Origin of the sequence: Streptomyces sp. NPDC098101, from assembly GCF_044760185.1 — a bacterium.
Classification (GTDB): Bacteria; Actinomycetota; Actinomycetes; order Streptomycetales; family Streptomycetaceae; genus Streptomyces.
In genome coordinates this window covers 216,110-229,064 of sequence record NZ_JBIWAS010000008.1, presented here as the reverse complement: position 1 = coordinate 229,064, position 12,955 = coordinate 216,110, and the positions used below count along the sequence as shown (strand labels likewise).

General features: G+C 72.1%; 10 protein-coding genes. 8 read left to right on the top strand and 2 right to left on the bottom strand.

From position 1 onward, the window contains the following. Nucleotide 1: 1 nt before the first annotated feature. The 3 genes from ACIQVI_RS30030 to ACIQVI_RS30020 all read left to right on the top strand — a co-directional run bounded on the left by ACIQVI_RS30030 (nucleotide 2) and on the right by ACIQVI_RS30020 (nucleotide 4,816). Nucleotides 2–832 carry a GNAT family N-acetyltransferase gene (locus tag ACIQVI_RS30030; RefSeq protein ID WP_403601530.1) on the top strand — a complete coding sequence of 277 codons (831 nt, stop codon included), beginning with the start codon at nucleotides 2–4 and terminating at the stop codon, nucleotides 830–832. 122 nt (nucleotides 833–954) lie between these two features. Next, a complete protein-coding gene (locus ACIQVI_RS30025; RefSeq protein ID WP_403601645.1) occupies nucleotides 955–2,781 on the top strand; it encodes an IucA/IucC family protein in 1,827 nt (608 codons plus the stop codon). A gap of 37 nt (nucleotides 2,782–2,818) precedes the next feature. After that, nucleotides 2,819–4,816, top strand: a complete 1,998-nt coding sequence (locus tag ACIQVI_RS30020; RefSeq protein WP_351971475.1) for an ATP-dependent DNA helicase — start codon at nucleotides 2,819–2,821, stop codon at nucleotides 4,814–4,816. 93 nt (nucleotides 4,817–4,909) lie between these two features. Here the strand turns inward: ACIQVI_RS30020 and lexA are convergent, their stop codons facing one another. Next, a complete protein-coding gene (gene lexA / locus ACIQVI_RS30015) occupies nucleotides 4,910–5,698 on the bottom strand; it encodes a transcriptional repressor LexA (protein WP_121830663.1) in 789 nt (262 codons plus the stop codon). A gap of 482 nt (nucleotides 5,699–6,180) precedes the next feature. Here lexA and nrdR point away from each other — a divergent pair, with 482 nt between their 5' ends. Both nrdR and ACIQVI_RS30005 read left to right on the top strand, forming a co-directional pair. After that, the gene (gene nrdR, locus ACIQVI_RS30010) at nucleotides 6,181–6,690 is read left to right on the top strand and encodes a transcriptional regulator NrdR (RefSeq protein WP_030220839.1); all 510 of its coding nucleotides are present in this window, start codon (nucleotides 6,181–6,183) and stop codon (nucleotides 6,688–6,690) included. 178 nt (nucleotides 6,691–6,868) lie between these two features. After that, nucleotides 6,869–9,766 (top strand): vitamin B12-dependent ribonucleotide reductase, encoded by a 2,898-nt coding sequence (locus tag ACIQVI_RS30005; protein WP_403601525.1) that lies wholly within the window; start codon nucleotides 6,869–6,871, stop codon nucleotides 9,764–9,766. A 61-nt stretch (nucleotides 9,767–9,827) separates the two neighbouring features. Here the strand turns inward: ACIQVI_RS30005 and ACIQVI_RS30000 are convergent, their stop codons facing one another. Continuing rightward, nucleotides 9,828–10,358, bottom strand: coding sequence for a TerD family protein (locus tag ACIQVI_RS30000; protein WP_403601522.1), 531 nt, complete (start codon nucleotides 10,356–10,358; stop codon nucleotides 9,828–9,830). 335 nt (nucleotides 10,359–10,693) lie between these two features. On the opposite strand from ACIQVI_RS30000, the gene ACIQVI_RS29995 reads away from it, so the two are divergent. The 3 genes from ACIQVI_RS29995 (at nucleotide 10,694) to ACIQVI_RS29985 (ending at nucleotide 12,951) form a co-directional block, all read left to right on the top strand. Beyond that, nucleotides 10,694–11,299, top strand: a complete 606-nt coding sequence (locus ACIQVI_RS29995; protein WP_121830660.1) for a YdbC family protein — start codon at nucleotides 10,694–10,696, stop codon at nucleotides 11,297–11,299. 71 nt (nucleotides 11,300–11,370) lie between these two features. Further along, nucleotides 11,371–12,030 carry a histidine phosphatase family protein gene (locus ACIQVI_RS29990; protein ID WP_351974034.1) on the top strand — a complete coding sequence of 220 codons (660 nt, stop codon included), beginning with the start codon at nucleotides 11,371–11,373 and terminating at the stop codon, nucleotides 12,028–12,030. A gap of 12 nt (nucleotides 12,031–12,042) precedes the next feature. Further along, entirely contained in the window at nucleotides 12,043–12,951 is a 909-nt protein-coding gene (locus ACIQVI_RS29985) for an ADP-ribosylglycohydrolase family protein (protein ID WP_351974033.1), read from the top strand. Nucleotides 12,952–12,955 lie beyond the last annotated feature (4 nt).

Below are 12,955 nucleotides of genomic sequence, written 5' to 3'. Positions count from 1 at the left end.
CGTGTCACCCACCCGCCCCCCGGTCGACCCGCCGGGGGACGACACCCTCGACCTGAGGGTCGACGACCTCGTCGCCCTCCTCACCCGGGGAGCACCACCCCAGCCCCCGGCCGCCCCCGATGCCCCCACCACCTCCACCCCCTCCGTTTCCGACACACCCGCTCCCACCCCTGTCGCTCCCACTCCCGTTGCCCCTACCCCCGGCGCCCCCTCCGGCGTCCTCTTCCGGGGCGGCCTCCCGCACCGGGAGCTCCTCGACGGCGACCTGCTCGACTCCGTCGCCTCCTGGAGCCCCGCCGTCACCCCGGCGGGCTCCTTCCGGCTCGTCCCCGTCCGGCTCGAACGGGACCTGCCGCTCCTCGTCCGGTGGATGAACGACCCCGCCGTCTCCGCCTTCTGGGAACTCGCCGGACCCGAGACCGTGACCGCCGAACACCTCCGCGCCCAACTGGAGGGCGACGGCCGGAGCGTCCCCTGCCTCGGCCTGCTCGACGGCACGCCCATGAGCTACTTCGAGGTCTACCGCGCCGACCTCGACCCGCTCGCCCGGCACTACCCGGCACGCCCCCACGACACGGGCGTCCACCTGCTCATCGGCGGCGTCACCGACCGGGGCCGGGGCATCGGCACCACGCTCCTGCGGGCGGTCGCCGACCTGATCCTCGACCACCGTCCCCGGTGCACCCGGGTCCTCGCCGAACCCGACCTCCGCAACACCCCCTCCGTCTCGGCCTTCCTCGGCGGCGGCTTCCGCTACGCGGCGGAAGTCGACCTGCCCGACAAGAAGGCCGCCCTCATGATCCGTGACCGCGCCCTGCGGCACGTCCTCTGAACCCGTCCCCTCCCTTGCGTACACCGCTCGTCCCACAGCGGTTCCCACCCCGAGGAGTCCTCGTGTCGACGTCCCCTGCACCCCACGACTCCGTACGACCCGTCCCTCCCGTCCCGGCCCCGATCCCGGCCCAGGCCCCCGCACCCGCACCCGAACGCCCCGCATCCGAGCCCCCCGTGCCCGAACTGCTCGCGCCCCCCGAGCTGAACGCCGCCGCCTGGGCCCGCGCCTCCTCCCGCCTCCTCGCCAAGCTCCTCGCCGAGTTCGCGTACGAGGAGGTCCTCGAACCCGTCCCCGCCGTGGACGAGGACAGCGCCCCCGACCGTCACACGCTGCGCCTCGACGACGGCACCACGCTCAGCTTCCGCGCCCGCCGCGGCGCCTACGACGGCTGGCGCGTCGCCGCCGACTCGATCACCCACGAGGGCCGGCCCCTGACCGATCCCTTCGACTTCCTGGTCCGTGCCCGCGGCCTCCTCCGGCTCGACGGCGCCACCCTCGGCCACCTCATCCGCGAACTCTCCGCCACCCTCGCCGCCGACACCCGCCTCGACCACACGGCCCTCCCCGCGCACGAGCTGGCCGAGCTCTCCTACGCCGAACTCGAAGGCCACCAGACCGGCCACCCCTGGCTCGTCCTCAACAAGGGACGCATCGGCTTCTCCGCCTCCGACGCCGCCCGCTGGGCCCCCGAGGCGCGCCGCCCCGCCCGGCTGCCGTGGATCGCCGTCAGTACCCGCCTCGCCGCCTACCGGGGCGTCCCCGGCCTGGAGAATCCCGACCTCCTCTACACCCGGGAACTCGACCCCGAGGTCCGCGCCGCCTTCCGCGCCGCCCTCACCGCCCGCGGCCACGCGCCCGACGACTACCTCCTGCTCCCCGTCCACCCCTGGCAGTGGGACGAGATCCTGCTCCCCCTCTACGCGCCGGCCGTCGCCGCCGGGGACGTCGTCCCCCTCCCCGCCGACGGCGACCTCCGCCTGCCGCAGCAGTCCGTCCGCACCTTCCTCAACACCAGCCGCCCCGACCGGCACACCGTCAAGCTCCCCCTCTCCGTGCTCAACACCCTCGTCTGGCGCGGACTGCCCACCGAACGCACCCTCGCCGCCCCCGCCGTGACCTCCTGGGTCCACGGACTGCGCGACGCCGATCCGTTCCTCCGGGACGAGTGCCGCGTGATCCTGCTCGGGGAGGTCGCCTCCGTCACCGTCGAGCACCCGCTGTACGACCGGCTGCCCGAAGTCCCCTACCAGTACAAGGAACTGCTCGGCGCGATCTGGCGCGAGCCCCTGAGGCTGCCGCCGGGCGAGCGAGCCCGCACCCTCGCCGCCCTCCTCCACACGGACCCGGCCGGCCGTGCGTTCGTCGCCGAACTCGTCGAGCGCTCGGGGCTAGCCCCCGCCGTCTGGCTCCAGCACCTCTTCACCGCTCTGCTCCCTCCGCTGCTGCACTTCCTCTACCGCTACGGCACCGTCTTCTCGCCCCACGGCGAGAACGCGATCGTCGTCTACGACGCCGACGACGTCCCCGTCCGCCTGGCGATCAAGGACTTCGTCGACGATGTGAACATCAGTGCCCACCCGCTTCCCGAACACGCCACCCTTCCGGACGACGTCCGCGACGTCCTGTTGACGGAGGAGCCCGGTTTCCTGACCCAGTTCATCCACTCGGGGCTCTTCGTCGGCGTCTTCCGCTACCTGGCGCCGCTCTGCGAGGAGCAACTCGGAGTGCCCGAGGAGGACTTCTGGGCCCTCGTCCGCGCCGAGGTCCTGCGCCACCAGGCGCGCTTCCCCGAGCTGAAGGAGCGCTTCGAGCTCTTCGACCTCCTCACCCCCCGCATCGAACGGCTCTGCCTCAACCGCAACCGTCTGCACCTGGACGGCTACCGGGACCGGTCCGAGCGCCCCCACGCGGCCGTCCACGGAACCGTCCCGAACCCACTCGCGTGACCGGGCTGTCAGCACCTCCCCTTAGGGTGGGAGGGCTATGACGAAGCCATCCCTCCCCGACCTCCTCCACGCCGCCGTCGCCGCCGTCGGCGGCACGGAGCGACCCGGCCAGGTCACCATGGCCGAGGCCGTGGCCGAGGCCATCGACGACAGCTCCCACCTCCTCGTCCAGGCCGGCACCGGCACCGGAAAGTCGCTCGGCTACCTCGTGCCGGCGCTGGCCCAGGGGGAGCGGGTGGTGGTGGCCACGGCCACCCTGGCGCTGCAGCGCCAGCTCGTCGAGCGCGACCTCCCCCGGACGGTCGACGCGCTGCACCCGCAGCTGCGCCGCCGCGCCCAGTTCGCCATGCTCAAGGGCCGGTCGAACTACCTCTGCCTGCACCGGCTCCACGAAGGGGTGCCGCAGGACGAGGAGGAGGGGCTCTTCGACCCCTTCGAGGCGGCCGCGCCCAGCAGCAAGCTGGGCCAGGACCTCATCCGTCTGCGGGACTGGTCGGACGAGACGGAGACCGGCGACCGGGACGACCTGACGCCGGGCGTCTCCGACCGGGCCTGGTCCCAGGTCTCGGTCTCCTCCCGGGAGTGCCTCGGCGCGAGCAAGTGCGCCTACGGGGCGGAGTGCTTCGCGGAGGCGGCCCGCGAGCGCGCCAAGCTCGCGGACGTCGTCGTCACCAACCACGCCCTGCTCGCCATCGACGCCATCGAGGGCGCCCCGGTGCTCCCGCAGCACGAGGTGCTGATCGTCGACGAGGCCCACGAGCTGGTCTCCCGCGTGACCGGCGTCGCCACCGGGGAGCTCACCCCCGGCCAGGTCAACCGCGCGGTGCGGCGGGCCGCGAAGCTCGTGGACGAGAAGGTCGCCGACCAGCTGCAGACCGCCGCCGAGGGCTTCGAGCGGGTCATGGAGCTGGCGCTGCCGGGCCGTCTGGAGGAGATCCCGGAGGACCTCGCGTACGCCCTGATGGCGCTGCGGGACGCGGCCCGCGCCGTGATCACGGCCCTGGGCTCGACCCGCGACCGGTCCGTGCAGGACGAGGACGCCGTGCGCAAGCAGGCCATGGCCTCGGTGGAGACCGTCCACGGCGTCGCGGAGCGGATCACGCAGGGGTCCGAGTACGACGTCGTCTGGTACGAGCGCCATGAGCCCCGCGGCGGAGCCGCATATCGACACAGTGGCGCCTCGTTGCGGGTCGCGCCGCTCAGCGTCTCCGGTCTGCTCCGGGAGAAGCTGTTCACCGAGCGGTCCGTGGTGCTCGCCTCGGCCACCCTCAAGCTGGGCGGCGACTTCAACGGGGTCGGCGCCTCGCTCGGCCTGGCCCCCGAGGGCACCACCGGGGACGACCTGCCGGTCTGGAAGGGCCTCGACGTCGGCTCCCCGTTCGACTACCCCAAGCAGGGCATCCTGTACGTCGCCAAGCACCTCTCGCGCCCCGCGCGCGACGGGGACCGGGGCGACATGCTCGACGAGCTCACCGAGCTGATGCAGGCGGCCGGCGGACGGACCCTGGGCCTCTTCTCCTCCATGCGCGCGGCGCAGCAGGCGGCGGAGGAACTGCGGACCCGGGTCCCCGAGCTGCCGATCCTGCTCCAGGGCGAGGACACCCTGGGCGAGCTGATCAAGAACTTCGCCGCCGACCCGCGGACCTGTCTCTTCGGCACGCTCTCGCTCTGGCAGGGCGTGGACGTCCCGGGTCCCAGCTGCCAGCTGGTCGTCATGGACAAGATCCCGTTCCCGCGCCCGGACGACCCGCTGATGAGCGCCCGGCAGAAGGCCGTCGAGGAGGCCGGGGGCAACGGCTTCATGGCGGTCGCGGCGACCCACGCGGCCCTGCTGATGGCCCAGGGCGCGGGCCGTCTCGTGCGGGCCACCGGCGACCGGGGCGTCGTGGCGGTCCTGGACCCCCGGCTCGCCACGGCCCGCTACGGCAGCTACCTCAAGGCCTCGCTGCCCGACTTCTGGTACACCACCGACCGCAACCAGGTGCGGAAGTCGCTCGCGGCCATCGACGCGGCCTCGAAGGCGGCGAGCGTCTGAGAACCGGGCCCGGGAGCGACCGGGCCCGGACACGGCAGGGCCCCGGAACCGGCGCAGGGGTTCCGGGGCCCGGTCAGAGCCGACGGGGTGCGGTCACACCCGTCGCAGCACCGCCACGACCTTGCCGAGGATGGTGGCCTCGTCGCCGGGGATGGGCTGGTACGCGGCGTTGTGCGGGAGCAGCCAGACGTGGCCGTCCTCGCGCTTGAAGCGCTTCACCGTGGCCTCGCCGTCCAGCATCGCGGCGACGATGTCGCCGTTCTCCGCGACGGGCTGGCGGCGGACGGTGACCCAGTCGCCGTCGCAGATGGCGGCCTCGATCATCGAGTCGCCGACGACCTTCAGGACGAACAGCTCGCCGTCGCCGACCAGCTGCCGGGGGAGGGGGAAGACGTCCTCGACGGACTCCTCGGCCAGGATCGGGCCGCCGGCGGCGATCCGGCCGACCAGCGGGACGTACGACGCGGCGGGCTTGCCGGTGGTGTCCGTGGGCTGGGTGCTCGGCTGGTCGGAGCCGCGCACCTCGTAGGCCCGGGGGCGGTGCGGGTCGCGGCGGAGGAAGCCCTTGCGCTCCAGCGCCATGAGCTGGTGCGCCACCGAGGAGGTGCTGGAGAGGCCCACCGCCTGCCCGATCTCGCGCATCGACGGCGGGTAGCCCCGCCGCTGGACCGAGTCGCGGATGACCTCGATGACCCGGCGCTGCCGGTCGGTGAGGCCGGAGCTGTCGGCCCGGATGCCGGGAGGTCGTCCGGGAAGGGCGCGGGCGGGGCGCCCGGGCTCCTCGCCGGTCATGTTTACGTCACTCATGGCGTGCACCGCCTCGAGTCGGCCCTGGGAGCGGTCCTGGGCGGTGATGGTGGCACTGTCTGCGGTGGTGGTCACGTCGTCGGCCCCTCTCGAATGGTCTCCCTGGCTGGCACAACGGTAGTAGCTTTCGAAAGGTTGCGCCAAACACACGTTCGAGTGAAAATTCGCGGATTGTCTTACACCTGTCTAGTGAGAGGTGTATGCGCACCGCCGTCCGGGGTACCGCGCCGCCGTCCCGAACGGGGCCTTCCGGTAGCCTTCGGCGCTGGGTCCCCTCGCCCTCCGATCGCCCGCGACAGCCCGCGATCCCTTCGGCGAACCCTCGCAGTGTCACACCCGGCGGGGCGGAATCCCGGGAGTGGGCGCGCCGCGACACGCGGAGGGCCCGGAAGCGCCCGCAACCCAAGATCTAGTGGTTGGATGTCATCGGCCACCCAGGGGTAGTGGTCCCGGTCCGCCGGGGGTGCTCGCATCACCTATGCTGGTGGTCGCTTCGCAGGGCCTTGACGGGCCGCGCGAGGCTCGTCAGCCGTGCCATGAGGGAGGCCTTGGAACCAATGCACTGCCCCTTCTGCAGGCACCCCGACAGCCGTGTCGTCGACAGTCGCACCACCGACGACGGGACGTCCATCCGACGCCGTCGCCAGTGCCCCGACTGCTCCCGTCGTTTCACGACGGTGGAGACCTGCTCGCTCATGGTGGTGAAGCGCTCCGGCGTCACCGAGCCCTTCAGCCGTACCAAGGTCATCTCCGGCGTGCGCAAGGCGTGCCAGGGGCGGCCGGTCACCGAGGACGCCCTCGCCAAGCTCGGCCAGCGGGTCGAGGAGGCGGTGCGCGCCACCGGCAGCGCCGAGCTGACCACCCACGACGTGGGTCTGGCGATCCTCGGCCCCCTGCGGGAACTCGACCTCGTCGCGTACCTGCGCTTCGCGTCCGTCTACAAGGCCTTCGACAGCCTGGAGGACTTCGAGGCCGCCATCGCGGAGCTCCGCGTGCGGCCCCCCGTCGAGAACCCCGGGAGCGGTGCGACCCCAGAGGTCCCCGTTCCCGCCACCGCCGCCGACTGACCGGCGGTCCGGGCCGCACGACGGCCCGGTGCGACCGGCCGCCGTCGCGCGGCCCGGCAGACGTGCCCCGAACGGCCCTCCGGCCCTCGTGGCAGCAGTACTGAACGACGTACCAGAAGACGGTGCCCTGGGACTATCTGGGCGCCAAAGTGTGTTTTGCCCGTATATGGGAGGCGGCATGACAGAGACGGCGAGCGGCCCGGCACGTGGTTCCCGCACCAAGGGAGCCAAGTCGGCGAGCAAGGGCCTGCGGATCGAGCGCATCCACACCACCCCCGGCGTGCATCCGTACGACGAGGTGACGTGGGAGCGCCGGGACGTCGTCATGACCAACTGGCGCGACGGCTCGGTGAACTTCGAGCAGCGCGGCGTCGAGTTCCCCGACTTCTGGTCGGTGAACGCGGTCAACATCGTCACCAGCAAGTACTTCCGCGGCGCGGTCGGCACCCCGCAGCGCGAGACCGGTCTCAAGCAGCTCATCGACCGGATCGTGAAGACGTACACGAAGGCCGGCGAGGAGTACGGCTACTTCGCCTCGCCCGCCGACGCCGAGATCTTCGAGCACGAACTGGCGTACGCCCTCCTGCACCAGATCTTCAGCTTCAACTCGCCGGTCTGGTTCAACGTCGGCACCCCGCAGCCCCAGCAGGTCTCCGCCTGCTTCATCCTGTCCGTCGACGACTCCATGGAGTCCATCCTCGACTGGTACAAGGAAGAGGGCATGATCTTCAAGGGCGGCTCCGGCGCCGGCCTGAACCTCTCCCGCATCCGCTCCTCCAAGGAGCTGCTCTCCTCCGGCGGCAACGCCTCCGGCCCGGTCTCCTTCATGCGCGGCGCCGACGCCTCCGCCGGCACGATCAAGTCCGGTGGCGCCACCCGCCGCGCGGCCAAGATGGTCATCCTCGACGTCGACCACCCCGACATCGAGGACTTCATCCAGACCAAGGTCAAGGAGGAGGAGAAGATCCGCGCCCTGCGCGACGCGGGCTTCGACATGGACCTGGGCGGCGACGACATCACGTCCGTCCAGTACCAGAACGCCAACAACTCCGTCCGCGTGAACGACGCCTTCATGAAGGCCGTCGAGGAGGGCGGGAAGTTCGGCCTGCGCGCCCGCATGACCGGCGAGGTCATCGAGGAGGTCGACGCCAAGGCGCTCTTCCGCAGGATGGCCGAGGCCGCGTGGGCCTGCGCCGACCCGGGCATCCAGTACGACGACACGATCAACCGCTGGCACACCTGCCCCGAGTCCGGCCGCATCAACGGCTCGAACCCGTGCAGCGAGTACATGCACCTGGACAACACGTCCTGCAACCTCGCCTCGCTGAACCTGATGAAGTTCCTCAAGGACGACGGCAAGGGCAACCAGTCCTTCGACGTCGAGCGCTTCGCCAAGGTCGTCGAGCTCGTCATCACCGCGATGGACATCTCCATCTGCTTCGCCGACTTCCCGACCCGGAAGATCGGCGAGAACACCCGCGCCTTCCGCCAGCTCGGCATCGGCTACGCCAACCTCGGCGCCCTCCTGATGGCGACCGGCCACGCGTACGACTCCGACGGCGGCCGCGCCCTCGCCGGCGCCATCACCTCCCTGATGACCGGCACCTCGTACAAGCGCTCCGCCGAACTCGCCGCCGTCGTCGGCGCGTACGACGGCTACGCCCGCAACGCCGAGCCGCACCAGCGCGTCATGAAGCAGCACGCCGACGCCAACACCACGGCCGTCCGCGTGGACGACCTGGACTCCCCGATCTGGGCCGCCGCCACGGAGGCCTGGCAGGACGTGATCCGCCTCGGCGCCAAGAACGGCTTCCGCAACGCCCAGGCCTCGGTCATCGCCCCCACCGGCACCATCGGCCTCGCGATGTCCTGCGACACCACCGGCCTGGAGCCCGACCTCGCCCTGGTCAAGTTCAAGAAGCTCGTCGGCGGCGGCTCGATGCAGATCGTCAACGGCACCGTCCCGCAGGCCCTGCGCCGCCTGGGCTACCAGGAGGAGCAGATCGAGGCGATCGTCGCCCACATCGCCGAGCACGGCAACGTGGTCGACGCCCCCGGCCTCAAGACCGAGCACTACGAGGTCTTCGACTGCGCCATGGGCGAGCGCTCCATCTCCGCGATGGGCCACGTCCGCATGATGGCCGCCATCCAGCCGTGGATCTCGGGCGCCCTCTCCAAGACCGTGAACCTGCCGGAGACGGCCACGGTCGAGGACGTCGAGGAGGTCTACTTCGAGGCCTGGAAGATGGGCGTCAAGGCGCTCGCCATCTACCGCGACAACTGCAAGGTCGGCCAGCCGCTCTCCGCCAAGAAGAAGGAGGACGAGAAGGCCGAGGTCACCGCGAAGACCGAGGCGACGATCCGCGAGGCCGTCGAGAAGGTCGTCGAGTACCGCCCGGTCCGCAAGCGCCTGCCCAAGGGTCGCCCGGGGATCACCACCTCCTTCACCGTCGGCGGCGCCGAGGGCTACATGACCGCCAACTCCTACCCGGACGACGGTCTCGGCGAGGTCTTCCTGAAGATGTCGAAGCAGGGCTCGACCCTCGCCGGCATGATGGACGCCTTCTCCATCGCCGTCTCCGTCGGCCTCCAGTACGGCGTCCCGCTGGAGACGTACGTCTCGAAGTTCACCAACATGCGCTTCGAGCCGGCCGGCATGACGGACGACCCGGACGTGCGGATGGCGCAGTCGATCGTCGACTACATCTTCCGCCGCCTGGCGCTCGACTTCCTGCCCTTCGAGACCCGGTCCGCCCTCGGCATCCACTCGGCCGAGGAGCGCCAGCGCCACCTGGACACCGGCTCGTACGAGCAGCCCGGGGACGACGAGGTCGACGTCGAGGGCCTGGCCCAGTCGGCGCCCCGCACCCCGGAGCTGAAGGCCGTCGCCACCGCCCCGGCCCCCAAGGCCGAGGTCCCGGCCCCGAAGCAGGCGCACACCTCGGCGGAGCTCGTCGAGATGCAGCTCGGCATCAGCGCCGACGCCCCGCTCTGCTTCTCCTGCGGCACGAAGATGCAGCGGGCCGGCTCCTGCTACATCTGCGAGGGCTGCGGCTCCACCAGCGGCTGCAGCTGATCCGTCCGTGAGAGGGGCGTCGACCGACCGGTCGGCGCCCCTTCCGCGTGCCCCAGGGGGATCAGGGGGCCTCGGAGCCGAGCAGCGCGCCGAAGGCCTGGGGGTCGGCGTCGAAGCCGCGGAGGACCGGGCGGTACGCCCAGCCGTCCGGTCCGGTGCGGGTGAACTCCACGACCGTCGCCGACAGGGCGCCCGGGACGTCCGCGAAGTCGTGGGTCAGGAGGTCCGTGTAGCCCTCGCGGACCCGTACGCCCGTGCCCGTGACGTCGCCGAAGGAGATCCGCCCGCCGCTCTGCTGTATCGCCACGCCCACCACCACGCGCGCGTACCTCGGGGCCAGCCGGTCCAGCTCGACGGTCATGGCCTCGTCGTAGCCGAACCCCTGGCCCGTACGGCTGTCGCGGTGGAGCGTGATCGTGCCGTCCGGGGAGCGGCTGCCGAAGTGCACCAGCTGGGCCGGGGCGCCGTGCGGGTCGTCGGCGGTGAAGACGCCGGCGACGAGGTCCAGGTCGTGGGCCGGCGCGCCGGCCGGGGCGGGGTCCCACTTGAGCGTCACCTCGACGCGCCCCACCCCTTTGTTGAGTCCGCTCATGGTGCTTCCCCTCTCCGCGCGCCCCCGCGCGCCTCGCCTCGTACCGCCGGCCCCTGCGCGGGGCCCGGGTCGCGTGCCGGTCACTCATGGTGTCATGCGCCGGTGACAAAGGGTCCGGCGCCGGAGGGGGCGGGCGGTGACGAGCCGGATCTCGTCGTCCTGCTGGCTCGAACCGGACGGGTCGGAGAACTCGGCTCCCACAGAAGGTTTCTGACGGGTGCTCATGGGAAGTCCGGTCGACGCGTCCGGTCCGGGCGCGAGGGAGCGCGCGCGGCCGGAGCGCGTGCGCCCGCCGGGGACTGCCGGGGTGCCTCCCGGCCCCGTACGATGGCGCGGTGCTGGTCAAGTGGATTCGCTGCACCGTGGTGGACCGTCGAGGGTTCGAGCGGGGGCAGCGGAAATGGGCGGGGCTGCTCGGTGAGCCGGGCTTCCGGGGGCAGGGCGGCGGGTGGAGCCGGAGCCGGCCGGACGTCGCCCACGTCTTCGCGTTCTGGGAGAGCCGGGCCTTCTACGACTCCTTCATGGCGCGGTCGCACGACCGGCTCGCGGCGTCGCAGGTCGGCACGTTCCGCGACGGCCGGGTCAGGCTGTTCGACCACCGCTTCGACGTGAAGACCGGATTCGAGCCGCGCTTCTCCGACGCCGACGTGGCGCGGGTGGCGCACTGCCGTGTCCACGAGGACCGCGCCGAGCACTTCGCGCTCATGCAGGAGAAGGTGTGGAACCCGGCGATGGCCGGATCCCCCGGGATGCTGCGGGGCATGTTCGGCGAGGCGCCCGGCAGCGAGTTCCTGGTCCTCTCGATGTGGCAGTCCGCCGCCGAGCACGGCAAGTACCGCGAGGAGCGGGTCGAGCGGCTCGGGCTGCGGGCCAGGACCGCGGCCGACGTGGCGGCGCTGAACGGGGACGTCGTACGGCTCGAACCGTCCTGGACGGTCTGAGGACCCCCGCCGCCCCGCCGGTCGACCCCCTCGGCCGAGCCTTCCGGAGGACGGCGATCTAGGGTCGGGGTATGGCACGACCGCGACGCATCGTCCTCGTCCGGCACGGAGAGTCCGAGGGCAATGCCGACGACACGGTGTACGAACGCGAGCCCGACCATGCCCTGAAGCTGACCGCGACCGGACTGCGGCAGGCGGAGGAGACGGGGGAGCGGCTGCGGGAGCTCTTCGGCGACGAGCCGGTCAGCGTCTACGTCTCGCCCTACCGGCGCACCCACGAGACCCTCCGCGCCTTCCGGTTCCCCCCGGAGCAGGTCCGGGTCCGCGAGGAGCCGCGCCTGCGGGAGCAGGACTGGGGCAACTGGCAGGACAGGGAGGACGTGCGCCTCCAGAAGGCCTACCGCGACGCGTACGGGCACTTCTTCTACCGCTTCGCCCAGGGGGAGTCGGGCGCGGACGTCTACGACCGGGTCGGGGCCTTCCTGGAGAGCCTGTACCGCAGCTTCGAGGCCCCCGACCACCCGCCCAACGTCCTCCTGGTCACCCACGGACTGACCATGCGCCTCTTCTGTATGCGCTGGTTCCACTGGACGGTCGCGGACTTCGAGTCGCTGTCGAACCCCGGCAACGCCGAGACGCGCGTCCTCCTGCTCGGGGAGGACGGGAGGTACCGTCTGGACAGGCCGTTCGACCGCTGGCGCACCCCGGAACCGTACGGCAGCACCGGATAGAGTGGCAGACCGATGACCGCTGACTCCTCACCCGACCGGCGCTTCGACCGCGCCCTGGCCAGCCTGCGCGGGCTGTCCGTGGGAGACGCCCTGGGCTCCCAGTTCTTCGTACCCGTCCACTACCCCCTCCTGAAGCGGCGCGAGCTGCCGCCCGGACCCTGGCAGTGGACCGACGACACCGAGATGGCCTGCTCCGTCCTGGCCGTCCTCGCGCGACACGGCCGGATCGACCAGGACGCCCTGGCCCTGTCCTTCGCGCACCACCACGACTTCGACCGGGGCTACGGCCCGGCGGTCAACCGGATGCTCAGGCTCGTCCGGGAGGGCGCCGACTGGCGGGAGCTGGCCGCCGCGCTCTTCAAGGGGCAGGGCTCCTGGGGCAACGGCGCCGCGATGCGGATCGCCCCGCTCGGGGCCTGGTACGCGGACGACCCGGAGCAGGCGACCCATCAGGCCGAGATCTCCGCGTACACGACGCACCAGCACCGCGAGGCCGTGGTCGGCGCCATGGCCGTCGCCGCCGCGGCCGCCCTCGCGGCCGACCCCGCAGGGCCGCCCGCGCCCGAGGCGCTGCTCGACGGGGTGATCGCCCTGGTGCCGCGCAGCGCGGTCGGAGCGGGGCTGCGCAGGGCCCGCGACATGCTCGACTACGGCGACCCCGGCACGGTCGCCGCCGTGCTCGGCAGCGGACGGCGCACGAGCGCGCACGACACGGTGCCCTTCGCCCTCTGGTCGGCCGCGCGGGCGCTCGGCGACTTCGAGCGGATGTTCTGGACGACCGCGCAGGTCGGCGGCGACGTCGACACGACCTGCGCCATCGCGGGGGGCGTGGTGGCCGCCACGGCGGCCGGCGCGCCGCCGGCGGACTGGCTGGGCCAGACCGAGGACCTTCCGGAGTGGGTGCCCGTCACGACCTCCTGAGACC